This is a genomic window from Vibrio sp. J2-4, assembly GCF_021728155.1.
Lineage (GTDB): Bacteria > Pseudomonadota > Gammaproteobacteria > Enterobacterales > Vibrionaceae > Vibrio > Vibrio diabolicus.
Genome location: NZ_JAKKCN010000005.1, coordinates 352474 through 367134 on the forward strand (window position 1 = coordinate 352474; position 14661 = coordinate 367134).

A 14661-nucleotide genomic window follows, 5' to 3' on the forward strand; every position below is an offset into this window, starting at 1 on the left:
ATTGCACGTACAAATAGGGTTGTTAATGGGCGAGGAACTCAGATTGTTTAAAAATGTGAAAAAGTCAGTGACGCGCACGATTGCGTCCGCGATGCTTCTTATTTTGCTGCTTTCAGTTGCTACGACTGGTTTTGCAATTTTTACGTTAGCGTCAAGCTTGAATGATGCAGAAGCCGTCAATGTTGCTGGCTCAATGCGAATGCAAAGTTATCGTTTGGCACATGATATTCAGATTAAATCTGTTGATTACTCTTCACATATTGACGCATTTGAACATTCGATATACTCACCTTCCATGAAAGCACTCCAGCATTGGTCAGTGCCAGAAGACATTACTCATGATTACTACCGTCTTATTATGAGATGGCATGAGCTCAAGTCGGTGTTGAGAGGAGACAACCCGGCGGAGTACCAACTCCTAGTGGCTGGTTTTGTAAAGCAGATCGATGAGTTTGTATTTAAGCTGCAAAGCTTTTCGGAGCAAAAGCTGATTAACTTAGCTTGGATTGGCGGGTTAGGGTTAGGCGGTATCCTTTGTGTCAGTATGTTTGTTGTCCATTTTGTGCGCCTCGAAGTTGTACGGCCTTTGCGAGCTTTAGTTTTTGCTAGCGAGCAAATTAAAAATCGCTCATTTAATATATCGCTTGATGTATCCAGCGATAATGAAATGGGGATCCTGACTCGAACCTTTAATCGGATGGCGACGGACCTTGGTAAGTTATACCGAGGGCTAGAACAAGCGGTTGATGAAAAAACGCGTAAATTACAGCATGCGAATCAGTCTTTAGAAGTATTGTATGACTCGTCGAAAGAGTTAACGGCTTCGCGTATTAATCAGGATAACTTCCAAGCCATATTGCAACATATTGCAAGTCTTGAAGGCATTAAAGCAGTCAAACTTGAAATAGAGCAATTGGGAGAACCGAGTTGGATATTGATGGAAGGGGAAGAATGCTGCCACGACTGTGATGAAGATTGCCACAGTAAGGCTCTAACGTTGGACGGTGAGCACTTAGGCTATTTGTATTGGAAGGCCGGGTTACCTTGTCCGAATGAGGCACTGATTGACAACTTTGTGCAGATTTTATCGCGTGCCGTGTATTACAATCGAGCCCAACGCCAAGCAGAACAAATCCTACTGATGGAAGAGCGAGCCACCATTGCTCGGGAACTGCATGATTCATTAGCTCAAGCACTCTCTTATTTAAAAATTCAGGTCGCTTTATTAAAGAGAAGCGTAAAGAATTTGCCTGATGAAAAAGCGATAGCTCAGGCGAATCAAGTCATTGCCGAGTTGGATACGGGCTTATCTGCTGCTTATACCCAACTACGCGAATTACTGACGACGTTTCGTCTTACGATTAAAGAGGGCAGTTTTGGCCAAGCATTGCAAGATATGGTCGAAACGCTCAACGAACAAACCGTCGCTGACATTACGTTAAAAAATAGACTTTCTTCAACTGAACTGGATGCACACCAGCAGGTTCATTTACTACAGTTGATAAGAGAAGCGGCAATTAATGCCATCAAGCATGCGCAAGCAGATAATATTCACATTCAATGTCTTGATAATGATGGAAAAGTCACAGTAACCGTTACCGATGATGGAATAGGCTTTGAACATCAAGACGAAAAATTAAATCATTACGGTATGAGTATCATGCAAGAGCGAGCCGCTAGGCTGCATGCCGATCTTCATATTGAAGCATCGATCAACAAAGGCTGTACCGTAAAACTAGAATTCCAACATAGTAAGGAAGTAAACAGTGACAGTGTGTAAAGTAATGCTGGTGGATGATCATCCACTCATGCGACGAGGTATTCACCAACTTTTAAGCTTTGAGCCTGAGTTTGAAGTCGTTGCAGAAGCAAGTAATGGCGCAGATGCGGTAGCGAAAGCGCATGAGCTGGAACTGGATCTTGTACTTCTTGATCTCAATATGAAAGGCATGTCAGGCCTCGATACCTTACAAGCGCTACGTGCTGATGGTTGTGAAGCTCGAATTGTTATCTTAACCGTATCGGATAGTCCTGCTGACATAGAAGCAATAGTTCGAAGTGGCGCAGATGGCTATTTATTGAAAGATACTGAGCCTGATGAGCTGGTTGAATTGCTAAAACAAGCGCATCAAGGCGACAAAGCTTACAGCCAAGAAGTTTCTAAGTATTTGAGTGAGCGTTCAGGACAAGAGGACGTTTTTGATACGCTGACGGATCGCGAAACGCAGATCTTAAGAGAGGTGGCAAGAGGTTTCCGCAACAAGCAGATTGCCGATCGTCTTTTTATTTCTGAATCAACGGTTAAAGTGCATATGAAGAGTTTACTTAAAAAGCTTCAAGTTCCTTCTCGTACTGCGGCAACCGTTCTTTATCTTGAGCGCTTTGGCGACATCAAATAATACAGTTGAAGAACAATCCCAAACCACCAATGGAATCAATCGTTTAGCGTGATTTTAATAATAAAAAAACCGCCTTTAAGGCGGTTTTTTTATTTGTCTGGGCGAATAGAGTACAAGTCACTGTTGTGCTTACCGCACTCTAAATAGTACTGATAAGCCACTTTTTTGCTTTCAGCAATGACTCTCATGCAGTGCATTTTCCCCTGTTCAAAATATCGAATCTCATATTCTACACTGGTATCAAGTTGCTCAGCGGCTGCCATACTTCGCCTCCATAAACCATCCAAAAAACATCCATGCAAATTATATGCCGTTATAAGGAGCGTCGTTCGGTGTGTTTTTTAGCCGATAATTGCGCTCTAACTCACTTTTTTGCGGATAGCTGTGATCAAAAAGTTAATTTCAAACTCTATATATTATTAAGGTGGCAATCAATATTTGTCACACTGGTGTAAGTTTGCCGCAATATTAAGTGATACAAGTTGAGTATAGAACTTAATCAATAGAAAAGGGAATACGAATAAGTGACTAAATTACAGGGTGTATCTAATAAGGTGCTTGGTTATGGCCTTCTATTTTGTTTCGTACTTCTTCTTGCCGGATGTACGAAGAAGTTTCTATACAGCAATATCGATTGGTTCGTTATCGATTACATAGAGGATTATGTTTCTCTGCAAGGTGAACAAGAAGTCTTGGTCGAAGAACGCTTATTATTGTTAGCAGAATGGCATAAGAAAGAAGAGTTACCGTTATATATCGATCATTTAAAAGAGCTTGAGAGATTAAAAGCGAGCGATATAACCCTAAATTATTTGCAGGAAAATCGAGATAGAATGCGAGCGCATTACGATAGAGTGGTAAGCAAAGCGGCACCAGACCTTTTTGCTTTGAGTTTACAGTTAACGAAAGATCAAGAACGGGAATTTCTGAGTAATGTACAAGAGCATTATCAAGAGCGAAACGCAAAATATGCGGATAAAACGGAAGATGAAATACGTGAAATTATTCTAGATAACACAGAAGAATGGATGGAAGAGTGGTTGGGAAGCCTATCAGAAAGTCAGCGCCAATTAGCTCAAACGTTTTCTCAACAAGTCACTCTTAACAGTCCTTTATGGAGAGGTTATCGAGCAACGATATATCAAGAGCTCGAATATCTGTTCGACAACAAGTCCAATGCTGTCACTTATCAGGATATATTTATGCGCCTGTTGTTCGAGCCAGAGAGCTATTACAGTGAGCAGCTTTCTAAAAATATTGATTCTAACTTTGTGCTGGTCAATCAACTGACATTAGATATTTCTCAATCTATGACCGATAAACAATGGCTTCATTTTCGCGGTAAGGTAAAAGAGTGGCGAGTACTAGCTGAGGAATTATTAGATTAGATTCATGCTTCAATTGACGAGGGGATGTGCAGTAGCCTTTCTTATGAAAAAATGATTCAAAGCAAATTCTTATTGAGCTAAGAGCGTAACATAGCTTGAGGTTTGATGAGGTAAGGTCAGCTTGCTGATGGTTGATAAAGCCTCATCGTATAAAAACAATGAGAATAAATATGAAACATTTAGTTGAAAGATTTCTTCGCTACGTCACGTTCGATACCCAATCAAATCCACATGTTACGCTTTGCCCAAGCTCGCCTGGTCAGCTTGTGTTTGCTGAGTTGCTTAAGAAAGAGATGATCGAACTTGGCTTAAGTGATGTGACATTAGATAAAAATGGCTACTTGATGGCTAGACTGCCAGCTAACGTTGATTATGAGGTGCCGCCTATCGGCTTTATTGCCCATATGGATACCGCGCCTGACGCCTCAGGAAAAAACGTAAAACCGCAATTTATTGAAGATTACCAAGGCGGCGATATTGCGCTAGGGTTGGGGGATGAAGTGTTATCTCCGGTGCAATACCCAGATTTACATCATCTACATGGCCACAATCTTATCACTACCGATGGCACTACATTACTTGGCGCGGATAACAAAGCTGGTATTGCTGAGATTCTCTCTGCAGTCGCGCTGTTACTAGAAAATCCAGACATTCCACACGGCGACATTTGTATCGGCTTTACACCAGATGAAGAGATTGGCCGGGGCGCAGATTTATTTGATGTTGAAAAGTTTGGCGCGAAATGGGCATACACTATTGATGGTGGCCCGCAAGGTAAGCTGGAATACGAAAATTTTAATGCGGCAAACGCCGATGTGATTTTTCATGGTGTCAGCGTTCACCCTGGTACTGCAAAAGGTAAAATGGTTAATGCGATGAACTTGGCTGCGAAATTTCAGGTTCAAATGCCTCAAGATCAAACTCCCGAAACAACAGAAGGCTACGAAGGGTTCTTCCATTTAAAATCGGCAGAAATGGGCGTGGCGCGAAGCGAACTTGGTTACATTATCCGAGACTTTGATCGTCAGGGCCTTGAAGAGCGAAAAGCCTTTATGCAGAAACTCGTTGATGACATGAACGCGGGCTTACGCCATGGTTCTGTAGAACTGAAAATAACAGACAGCTATTACAATATGAGAGAAATGGTTGAGCCTTACCCGCATATCATTGAGCTAGCGAAGCAAGCGATGGAAGCGTGTGATGTGGAGCCGATTATAAAACCTATTCGTGGTGGTACAGATGGCGCTCGTTTATCTTTTATGGGGTTGCCGTGCCCGAATATCTTCACTGGTGGTTTTAACTTCCATGGGATTCATGAGTTTATTTCGGTTGAAATGATGGAGAAGTCAGTGCTTGTCATCGTCAAAATTGCTGAAATCACCGCGAAAAAACACGGTTAACAGACTAGGTCGAGCGGTTCTTGTCGATTGAATGGGGAAAAATAGCCCAGAGTCATCTGGGCTATTTTTAAATTCAAAAACGAAACATTAACGTACGTCTTTGTCTTCAATTTCAATGTCTTCTAGTGGTAGCCAGTCGACTTTCACACCCGCTTGATCGAACATGTCTTGGCTGACTTGGATTTTATCTCCCCAGCGAGATAGAAAGTCTTCAGATTGCTCAGGGCAGTGCACGTGTGAGATCCCTGTTTGAATGATCTTTGCCGCGCAGTTAGGACATGGAAAATGCGTCACCCAAATATCACATCCGTCTAAATCACGTTTTGAGAACAAAATTGCGTTCTCTTCTGCATGCAGTGTTTTTAGATATTTCAACTCGCGTTCATCGGTATCGACACTGTCAGAAACACCGTGCGGGTAGCCATTAAATCCAACAGATACAATGCGATTCTGTTTAGTGATAACTGCACCGACTTGTGTTGATGGGTCCTTACTCCAAGACGCCACTAGTTCTGCCATCTGGTAAAAGCGTTTTGCCCATTTAGAAATCATAGTCATCCTCTCTGTCGAAGGCGTTGAATTAATTGAATGATAACCCATTTATATTAAAAAAATAGTCAAAATCGGGGTCTTGAGTATGAAGGCGTCATTTTTTGTCTTTTTAACCATAAAACGTTCTTATCTTGAGCACCGAATCTCACTTTCCGTCTTTATACGATATCTCACTTAGTGTTTCCTGGCGCCTCTAAATGCACGATGCCTGAGAGTGTATATCAAATAGTTATGACTGAGCTGCTTGTATATTGTTTGTTAAATATCACTGTTAACTAAATTACTTTATTTTCTTTTTGTTTCTCATGTTTACATTTAGAAACATTTTGGGGGCTTTTGAGTGAAGTTTTCAGTTGCAGCAAGGAGTAAGGTTGATGGGAATTCAACAATATCCTGTTCTATAAAGACGGTAAATACATGCAAAAGAAACCACTTGTCGCACTAATGGCGGCTACAGCAATCCTCGCTGGATGCGGGGAAGCTAATAATGCCCAAAGGGAAGGCCAAGCGCCTCTCGTAGTGACTCAGGATGTCACGGTTATCGACTACCAACCGAGCAAGTCTTATATCGGTCGCATTGAAGCAGTAGAAGATACCAATATTACCGCGCAGATTTCTGGCTATTTAAAAGCTCGTCACTTTGAAGAGGGGCAAATGGTAGAAAAAGGGCAGCTTCTTTATTCTATCGAGCCATCTTCTTTTGAAGCACAAGTCGCGAGCGCTAAAGCGGCACTTGCACAAGCAAAAGCCGCACTAAAAAAAGCGGAACTAGACCACACCCGAGGTAAAAACTTGTTGCCTCGCGGTAGTATCTCTCAATCTGAGTTTGATGCCTTAACTGCGGCACTTCTTGGTGCGAAAGCCGAGCTAGAAGCAGCAAACGCTCAGCTTAAGCTTGCTGAAGTTAACCTTTCTTATACTCAAATCCGAGCTCCGTTCAGCGGTCGCATTAGCGATACCAAAGTGAGTACCGGTGATCTTGTTTCCCCTTCATCTGGCGTGCTGACGACATTGGTGAGCTTAAACCCAGTTCATACTTCATTTAGTGTGAGTGAGCGCGAGCGCTTAGCCATGGGGATGGATCAAGTCAAAGGCGACGGCTCAGCAGAATCAAACAGAGTTGAAGTTCAGCTTGAGCTGGAAAATGGCCAGTTTTTTGAGCATCTCGGTAAGCTCGATTTCTTAGGTAATCGTATTGATACCAAAACTGGTACGATTGCAATGCGTGCGCTAGTGCCAAACCCAGAGCAGAAGTTACTTCCGGGTCAGCACATCAAAGTGAACTTGAGAGATAAGAACACGAAAGACGTTATTGTTATCCCACGACGTGCCGTACAGACTGACTTAGAAGGTGACTTTGTGATGGTGATGGCTGAGGGAAGTGTGGCAGAGCGTCGTAACGTCGAGCTTGGACCTCAGGTTGAACAAGGCATTATCATTCGAGAAGGCCTCGATCAGGAAGATACGGTTATTACACAGGGCCTACAGCGTGTGCGTAATGGTGTAGAAGTGCGCATTCAAACACCTGCTGAAGATAAGCAGTAGGGGGCACTATGTTAAGTCGTTTCTTTATTCAGAGACCTAAATTCGCGCTGGTTATTTCGATCATATTAACGCTAGCAGGCGCGATCTCACTGGCGATTTTGCCAGTGGCGGAGTACCCACAGATAAGTCCGCCATCAGTCAGCGTTTCGGCATACTACACCGGTGCGAGTGCGGAAGTTGTCGAGCAGGCCATTGCGGACCCCATAGAGACCTCGGTCAATGGCGTTGAGGACATGATCTACATGTCTTCAAAGAGCGCGAACGATGGCTCATACAGCCTAAACGTCACGTTCGATGTCGGGACCGATCCAGATATGGCGCAAGTAAACGTGCAAAACCGTGTGTCACAGATCGAGTCAAAACTGCCTCAAGAAGTGCGCATGGTTGGTGTGACGGTGAAAAAGCGTTCACCTGACTTGCTGATGGTACTTAACTTCTATTCACCTGATGGCAAATACGATGATCAGTTCTTGATTAACTACATTAACTTGAATGTAAAAGATCAGCTGGCTCGTGCGAAAGGTATCAGTGAAGTTAACGTGATTGGTGGTGGCGAATACGCAATGCGTGTTTGGTTAGACCCTGAAAAAATGGCCAACCTTAAGCTAACCACGTCAGACGTATACGCCGCTTTGGCTGAACAGAACGTTCAAGTTGCGGCAGGGCGTGTAGGTGCAGCACCATACAACAATCCACAAGAAGTTCAGTTTAACCTTGTGACCAAAGGTCGCTTGGAAAGCGTGAGTGAGTTTGAGAACGTTGTCCTTCGAGCTAATCCCAATGGTTCCACGGTTTATCTGAAAGATGTTGCTCGCGTTGAACTAGGCAAAAAGTTCTACGATGGTAACGGTAAATTCCGTGGTCAGGACGCGTCAATTGTTGCATTGTCTCTTCAATCAGATGCGAACGCGTTAGAAAGTGGTCAGGCTGTCATGGAGCTGCTTGAGGACTTGAGTAAAAACTTCCCTGAGGGCATGGCGTATGAGACCAGCTACGATACAACCGTGTTTGTATCTGAATCGATCAAAGGGGTAGTCAAAACACTGATTGAAGCGATTCTATTGGTGATTGCTGTAACTTACTTGTTTTTGGGTAGCGCGCGCGCAACGTTGATTCCTGTTGTTGCGATCCCCGTTTCTCTGATTGGTACGTTTGCCATCATGCAGGCGACGGGCTTCACCATCAATACGGTCACTTTGTTTGGCTTGATCCTCGCGATTGGTATCGTGGTGGACGATGCGATTCTGGTTATCGAAAACGTCGATACCACCATGGCGAAAGACCCAACCATTTCACCGCGTAAAGCGACATTGCTAGCGATGAAAGAAGTAACGGGCCCAATCATCACGTCGACCTTGGTTCTACTTGCGGTATTCATACCAGTCGCGATGCTGCCGGGTATCACTGGAATCATGTATCGCCAGTTCGCTTTGACCATCTGTATTTCGGTGGTGATCTCATCCATTAACGCATTGACGCTGTCTCCAGCACTTTGTTCTTTGGTATTGAAGCAGGGTGGGGGCAACACGGCTAACTGGTTCCAGGCTTTCAACCGAGGCTTAGAGCGTATCACAACGCGTTATGGTCAGGTCGCTGGTTTCTTGGTGAAGAAATCTTTGCTACTCGTGACGTTCTTTATAGTCGCTATCGCGGCGGTCACTTTCTTTGCGAAAACCACCTCAACAGCGTTTGTTCCTCAAGAAGATAAAGGCATTTTGCTGGTTAACGTTCAGCTACCAGATTCAGCTTCTTTATCTCGTACTGAAGAAGTCACCAATGATTTAATGAACATGATTGGTGAAGAACCTGGTGTGGATGGCGTGACGGTTGCAAACGGTTACTCGTTTATGACAGGCGCAGCAGCATCAAACGGTGCATCTGTGTTTATCAAACTGCATGACTGGGATACTCGTAACTCGTTGCAAGGGGAACACTCTGCCAATGCCATCGCGGCGCGTATTAATGGCCGAGCGGCGACAGAGTTGCCTCAAGCGGTTGTGTTTGCGATGGGACCTCCGGCGGTTCCTGGTATGGGCGCTGCGTCTGGTTTTGAGTTTGTGCTTGAAGATACGCTAGGGCGAAGCCGTACCGATTTGTCGATGGTCATGGGAGAAATGATCCAAGCGGCTAACCAAGCCCCTGAAATTGCCTACACGTTTAGCACGTTCCGCGCGAATGTCCCTCACTACTACGTTGATATCGACCGTGAGAAAGCACAGCAGTTGGGTATTTCGCTATCGTCTATTTTCCAAACCTTGCAAGGCAACTTAGGTTCGCTTTATGTGAATGACTTCACCATGTTTGGTAAGAACTTCCGCGTAACCATGCAAGCTGATAGCCAGCACCGTAGCAGCATGGAAGATCTAGAGCGTTTCCATGTTCGTTCTTCGAACGGTGATATGGTTCCGCTAAGTACGCTAGTGAGCTACGAGCAAGTGTTCGAGCCTGATGTGGCATGGCGTTACAACATGTACCGCAGTGCTATCATTCAAGGCCAACCAGCTCCGGGCTACTCTAGTGGTGATGCGATTGCCGCAATGGAACGCGTTGCTGCAGAGGTCCTTCCGCAGGGCTACACGTACGAATGGACAGGTATGGCTTATCAGGAAGTACTTGCGGGTAACCAAGCCATTTATGCGTTTGCACTGGCTTTGATCTTCATTTACTTATTCATGGTGGCACAATATGAGAGCTGGAGTATTCCATTAGCCATCATTTTGGTGGTGCCAGTAGCAACGTTAGGCTCCTTCTTGGCGTTGAATCTGACTGGGACACCACTTAACTTGTATGCGCAAATTGGCCTTGTCTTGCTCATAGCCTTGGCGGCGAAAAACGCAATTTTGATTGTGGAGTTCGCCAAGCAAGAACGTGAAGAAAAAGATGCTGATATCGATAGTGCAGCGGTTAAAGGAGGCACGTTACGTTTCCGCGCTGTGAATATGACATCTTGGTCGTTTATCCTGGGTATCTTCCCGCTGATCTTCGCCGCAGGTGCAGGGCACGTGAGCCAAAACTCGCTCGGCGTGTCGCTGATTGGTGGTCTATTGTGTGTGCTTCTAGCAGGTACATTCTTGATCCCAGGCTTCTACGCTCTGGTGCAAAGACAGCGTGAGAAAGTTCATGGCGGCAACACCAAGCTGGTTCCTCTTGATGATGAGTAATCACACCCGCTGCGCACAGTAGAGCACGAAGTTAAAGTCGAAAAAAAGCCCGAAGCAATGATTGCCTCGGGCTTTTTATTTGTAGGGAAGGTTATTTTAGCGCGGTTTTAAATTGTGCAACGGCTTCGTCCATATCATGAGCTTGAGCAGAAACAGAGTTCACTTCGTGCAAGCATTCCTGAGCGGATTGCATGTTGTTTTCAGATATCGCGTTAAGCTCGGTGATTGAGCCACTAACTTGATTCATCACGATACCTTGCTCTTCAATCGCAGAAGCAATGCGCTCCGAATTGCCTTGAATTGCATGCATGTCAGTGATGATCTGCTGCAGGCTAGAATCCAGTTTTTCAGAGGCATTAAGCGTTTGTTGTCCTTGATCGTTACATTGATCAATATCCGCCACGACCGTCGACATTTGAGCTTGAATATCAACAACAACTCGCGTGATTTCCTCGGTAGATTGATGAGTTCGGCTAGCTAGGGCACGTACTTCATCGGCAACAACGGCGAAGCCACGACCTTGTTCGCCCGCTCGCGCGGCTTCAATTGCTGCATTGAGAGCCAGTAAGTTAGTTTGTTCCGCAATTTCTTGGATGATGTTCACCGCACCACCAATTTTATCTACATGTTGGTTCAACGAGCCAATCGACTGCTGACTGTTCGATAAAATACTGGTCAATTGACCAATGTTGGTTACAGTAGTTTCAACAACACTGCGGCCTTGTTCGGCATTATTCGCGGCTTGATGCACACCCTCTACCGCAACCGACGTGCTTTCCGATATTTCGCCTATCGTTGCCACCATTTGCTGAACCGCAGTAGCCATCGATGCAGTGTGGTCCGTTTGAGTATGGAACTGCTCCATAACCCCTTCTAGCTCACGATGCATATTATCGGTACTAGCCGTTAACTGCGCCGATTTTTCTTGGGTGCCACTAATTAACTGCTCAAGCTTATCCAACAGATCATTGAGGTGGTGGCTGATATCAAATAGCTCATCTTTGCCTTTCAAGTCAGAGCGCAGTCCCATGTTGTTTGTTTCGCTAATTCTTCGAATGGTGCCAAGCAAGCTGTTTACTCGTGTATTGATTGAGCGAGAGATCTGCCAAATCAATGCGAAAATAACACCTAAGATCAGAGCAGTAATGACTTGCTTGATGGTCGACATTTGCTCATCACGCTTTGCAGCAGCAGAGCTAAGGGCTGTCGAAAAGGTTTCAAATTGCTCTTCTACGGCATGAGATAATGCGCGAGTTTCACCAAGTAGGCCTTGGTCGTAAGCGACTCCTACAACTTGTTTTTGTGCCGCTACTAGCTTACCTGTTTTGGTGAGCTCCGGAGCATATAGCCCAACAAGCAAATCACTATTGAATTGACCTGATTTGACCGCAGAGTCAAAACGAACCAACGCCAGCAATTGCTGGTGGTCGGAGCGTTGCTTGGCTTCTAACAGTGCTTGCTCGTAACCAGCAAGAAGGCCACTCTTTGCATCAAGTCCGTAGCGTTGGTAAGCACTGACCAGATTCTGAAAGCCCTTTTGGTATGCAAGGAGGTCTTGCTTGAATCGTTGACTGGAAGGTAATTCATTGCTCGTGAGTATGCTCGCAAGCTCTTTTTCTATATTTAGAAACTTATCAACATTCGCATCAAATTTGTTTAAGTATTTATCATTACTACGCAGTAAGAAATCTTTCTCGTTTCTGCGTAAGTTGAGTAAACGTATTTCTAGATCGCCAACGAGTTTGATGGCGTGGTTAAGTTCATTGCTCTTATTGGCGAAATGGGATGACGTACCCAAAAGGGCCACGATGCCTAAAATGGCGATAACTCCGAGGAAGTAGAGTTTTTGCCTAATAGTCATATTGTTGTTTCCTGAATAAGTAACTAAAAAGAGAAATCCAATGAGATTTCCCAAGGGCTAGCAAACGTTGTTCAACTAACATGTCGAGAAAACGACATGCATTAATACAGCACTTTCTTACGTTGCTGCTTTTTCGCTCCATGCTTGTTCTTGGTATCAAGTCTTCGGCGTTGAGAAGCGCGGGTTGGTTTCGTTTTAATACGCTTCTTCTCCTGTAAGGCGGCAGCTTTAATTAAAGCTTGAAGCCGATTCAGGGCGTCTTCCTTATTTTGTTCTTGCGTGCGAAATTGTTGCGCTTTGATGATGATCACGCCATCTTTAGTTATACGACTGTCAGAAAGAGCAAGTAATCGTTCTTTGTAGAAGTCAGGTAAGCTGGAATGTCGGATATCAAAGCGTAAATGTATAGCGGACGCTACCTTGTTAACGTTCTGGCCACCATTTCCTTGAGCTCTAATTGGGGATAATTGAATTTCCCACTCTTGAATTGTGACGGAGTTCGAAATTTTGAGCATGATAAGTAAATGCCGGTAAGGACGATTGAAAGAGCTGATAAATTAACATCACAGATGTACAAATAGAAGAAAAGACATGAGCACGATTGATTTTAGGCCCTATGAGGGATTCATATTTGATATGGATGGTACTTTAATAGATACCATGCCAGCCCATTTGGCTGCTTGGCAAGCAACCGCAGATCGCTTTGATTTTCCGTTTTGTCAGGAGTGGTTTCACAGTTTAGGGGGCATGCCGAGCTTTAAAATTGTTGAGGAGCTAAACCGTGTGCATGAGCTTTCATTAGATCCTAAAACCGTCGCTACATTTAAAATGGAAACGTTCGCTGCTATGGAGCTGCACGGGGACGTTATTCCGTGCACTAATATCGTGTTAGAAGAATATTTAGGCCACAAGAAAATAGCGGTCGGGACTGGCAGTCAACGAGAAAGTGCCATGCGCTTATTGAGCCACTCCGGTTTATTGGACAAGTTGGATGTTGTGGTAACTGCAAGTGATGTAGAGAACCATAAGCCTTTTCCGGATACCTTTTTGGTGGCGGCCGAGCATCTTGGGTTGGAAGCGTCACAATGTCTTGTATTCGAGGATACCGAGCTAGGTAAACGAGCGGCGCATGCAGCGGGTATGGATTGCGTTATGGTGCAAGATAACGAGTTAATCTTTTTTCCAAAACCATAGTAAAAAGAGCGATAAAGCGAGATCAAAATGGGGTGCAAACGCACCCCATTAACTTTTACAACATCATAGATAAAATATCATAAATGTTTATTCAGGTTGAACTAGCTCTTGGTATTCAAACGAAGGAACCACAACCTCTACGCGACGGTTTTTCTCACGACCTTCACGAGTGCTGTTGTCAGCAACTGGGTTTTCTTCACCCATGCCTTTCACAGTTAAACGATCTGAGTCAATGCCTGCAGCAGTTAGGTAATCCGCAACAGATTGAGCACGACGCTCAGACAGTTTTTGGTTGTAAGTCGCAGGACCAGAGCTATCCGTGTAACCAGTGATCTCTACTTGAGCTTGAGGGTATTCGTTCAAGAATGATACGAAGTTGTCTAGACGCTCCGAAACAGAGTCTGTTAGCTTAGCACTGTCGAATTCAAACGTACCTGTACCGTACTCTTCTTTGTGCACTTTGCTCATCATCACTGGTTCTGGATCTGGCTCAACCACTTCTTCTGTTACAACTGCCGCAACCACTGGCGCAGCCGCAAATTTGTAGTTAAAGCCGATACCGAAGAAGTTAGCGTCCATGTCGTCCCATACGTCATCAGACAGGTCTTGATAGCGTTGATATTCTGCGCGTACGCTCCAGTTTCTGTCGATAGTGTATTCAGCACCTAGCGAGCCAGTTGGAACGAAATCTTTTTCGTCATCAGACATCATGTAAGCACCACCGATCTTAGCGAATAAGTTCCAAGATTCGTTTAAGTGCCAGTTGAATTTAGGTGCGAGAGTTAAAGCCGTTAAATTGCCGTCGATCGTATTAACTGTATTAGCCCCTGACTTAAAGTTAGCTTTGTAATCGCCTAAGAAGTCGACACCATACTCTAGCCCGATGATATCGGTGAAGTCATAACCGATATGTAGTCCAGCACCAAAAGCTTCATCATCACAAGGGCTATTTAGATAGCAAGCATCGTCAAGTGTAGTCATGCCTACTTTGCCCCCGATATACATTTCAGCTTGAGCAGAGTTTAAAAGCGCGCTACTACCAGCTACCACTGCTGCTACTGCAATTGCTACTTTGTTCATAATGTTTCCTTGTATTGATTGCATATTAACTTCTACTTCGTTTTATCAAAAAATTAGAAAAAACCAGCGTTTATAAGAAAT

The 14661-nt window shown here is 44.4% G+C and carries 12 protein-coding genes; 7 read left to right on the forward strand and 5 right to left on the reverse strand.

All coding sequences use genetic code 11. The features are described 5' to 3' along the window. The first annotated feature begins 43 nt into the window (after window positions 1-43). Together narQ and L3V32_RS18935 are read left to right on the forward strand one after the other, a co-directional pair. The gene (narQ, locus tag L3V32_RS18930; protein ID WP_048625157.1) at window positions 44-1780 is read left to right on the forward strand and encodes a nitrate/nitrite two-component system sensor histidine kinase NarQ; all 1737 of its coding nucleotides are present in this window, start codon (window positions 44-46) and stop codon (window positions 1778-1780) included. Beyond that, window positions 1767-2399, forward strand: a complete 633-nt coding sequence (locus tag L3V32_RS18935) for a response regulator (RefSeq protein WP_005398453.1) — start codon at window positions 1767-1769, stop codon at window positions 2397-2399. The genes narQ and L3V32_RS18935 overlap by 14 nt, the downstream gene beginning before the upstream one ends. Window positions 2400-2488: 89 nt before the next feature. Here the strand turns inward: L3V32_RS18935 and L3V32_RS18940 are convergent, their stop codons facing one another. Further along, a complete protein-coding gene (locus L3V32_RS18940; RefSeq protein WP_005373524.1) occupies window positions 2489-2662 on the reverse strand; it encodes a hypothetical protein in 174 nt (57 codons plus the stop codon). Between the two features lie 261 nt (window positions 2663-2923). Between L3V32_RS18940 and L3V32_RS18945 the strand changes: the two genes are divergently transcribed. After that, window positions 2924-3787, forward strand: coding sequence for a DUF6279 family lipoprotein (locus L3V32_RS18945; RefSeq protein ID WP_237284910.1), 864 nt, complete (start codon window positions 2924-2926; stop codon window positions 3785-3787). Window positions 3788-3957: 170 nt separating this feature from the next. Further along, on the forward strand, window positions 3958-5187 hold the full coding sequence (pepT, locus tag L3V32_RS18950) for a peptidase T (RefSeq protein ID WP_237284911.1): 1230 nt from the start codon (window positions 3958-3960) through the stop codon (window positions 5185-5187). A gap of 87 nt (window positions 5188-5274) precedes the next feature. Here the strand turns inward: pepT and L3V32_RS18955 are convergent, their stop codons facing one another. Next, the gene (locus tag L3V32_RS18955; protein WP_005373515.1) at window positions 5275-5739 is read right to left on the reverse strand and encodes a dCMP deaminase family protein; all 465 of its coding nucleotides are present in this window, start codon (window positions 5737-5739) and stop codon (window positions 5275-5277) included. 417 nt (window positions 5740-6156) lie between these two features. Here L3V32_RS18955 and vmeY point away from each other — a divergent pair, with 417 nt between their 5' ends. Together vmeY and vmeZ are read left to right on the forward strand one after the other, a co-directional pair. Further along, entirely contained in the window at window positions 6157-7284 is a 1128-nt protein-coding gene (gene vmeY / locus L3V32_RS18960; RefSeq protein WP_237284912.1) for a multidrug efflux RND transporter periplasmic adaptor subunit VmeY, read from the forward strand. Window positions 7285-7292: 8 nt separating this feature from the next. After that, window positions 7293-10445 (forward strand): multidrug efflux RND transporter permease subunit VmeZ, encoded by a 3153-nt coding sequence (gene vmeZ, locus L3V32_RS18965; protein WP_046875892.1) that lies wholly within the window; start codon window positions 7293-7295, stop codon window positions 10443-10445. Window positions 10446-10536: 91 nt separating this feature from the next. Here the strand turns inward: vmeZ and L3V32_RS18970 are convergent, their stop codons facing one another. Beyond that, on the reverse strand, window positions 10537-12306 hold the full coding sequence (locus tag L3V32_RS18970; RefSeq protein ID WP_237284913.1) for a methyl-accepting chemotaxis protein: 1770 nt from the start codon (window positions 12304-12306) through the stop codon (window positions 10537-10539). 101 nt (window positions 12307-12407) lie between these two features. Further along, complete coding sequence (gene arfB / locus L3V32_RS18975; protein ID WP_005396137.1) at window positions 12408-12821, reverse strand: alternative ribosome rescue aminoacyl-tRNA hydrolase ArfB; 414 nt, start codon at window positions 12819-12821, stop codon at window positions 12408-12410. Between the two features lie 76 nt (window positions 12822-12897). Between arfB and L3V32_RS18980 the strand changes: the two genes are divergently transcribed. After that, complete coding sequence (locus tag L3V32_RS18980) at window positions 12898-13500, forward strand: beta-phosphoglucomutase family hydrolase (RefSeq protein ID WP_031780520.1); 603 nt, start codon at window positions 12898-12900, stop codon at window positions 13498-13500. Window positions 13501-13587: 87 nt separating this feature from the next. Here the strand turns inward: L3V32_RS18980 and L3V32_RS18985 are convergent, their stop codons facing one another. Continuing rightward, entirely contained in the window at window positions 13588-14580 is a 993-nt protein-coding gene (locus L3V32_RS18985; RefSeq protein ID WP_005396135.1) for an OmpA family protein, read from the reverse strand. Between the last annotated feature and the right edge of the window lie 81 nt (window positions 14581-14661).

Coding starts and splice junctions, on each gene's coding strand:
- L3V32_RS18955 (WP_005373515.1), bottom strand. CDS start 5,739: ATGATTTCTAAATGGGCAAAACGCTTTTACCAGATGGCAGAACTAGTG.
- vmeZ (WP_046875892.1), top strand. CDS start 7,293: ATGTTAAGTCGTTTCTTTATTCAGAGACCTAAATTCGCGCTGGTTATT.
- L3V32_RS18980 (WP_031780520.1), top strand. CDS start 12,898: ATGAGCACGATTGATTTTAGGCCCTATGAGGGATTCATATTTGATATG.
- pepT (WP_237284911.1), top strand. CDS start 3,958: ATGAAACATTTAGTTGAAAGATTTCTTCGCTACGTCACGTTCGATACC.
- L3V32_RS18940 (WP_005373524.1), bottom strand. CDS start 2,662: ATGGCAGCCGCTGAGCAACTTGATACCAGTGTAGAATATGAGATTCGA.
- arfB (WP_005396137.1), bottom strand. CDS start 12,821: ATGCTCAAAATTTCGAACTCCGTCACAATTCAAGAGTGGGAAATTCAA.
- L3V32_RS18970 (WP_237284913.1), bottom strand. CDS start 12,306: ATGACTATTAGGCAAAAACTCTACTTCCTCGGAGTTATCGCCATTTTA.
- L3V32_RS18985 (WP_005396135.1), bottom strand. CDS start 14,580: ATGAACAAAGTAGCAATTGCAGTAGCAGCAGTGGTAGCTGGTAGTAGC.
- vmeY (WP_237284912.1), top strand. CDS start 6,157: ATGCAAAAGAAACCACTTGTCGCACTAATGGCGGCTACAGCAATCCTC.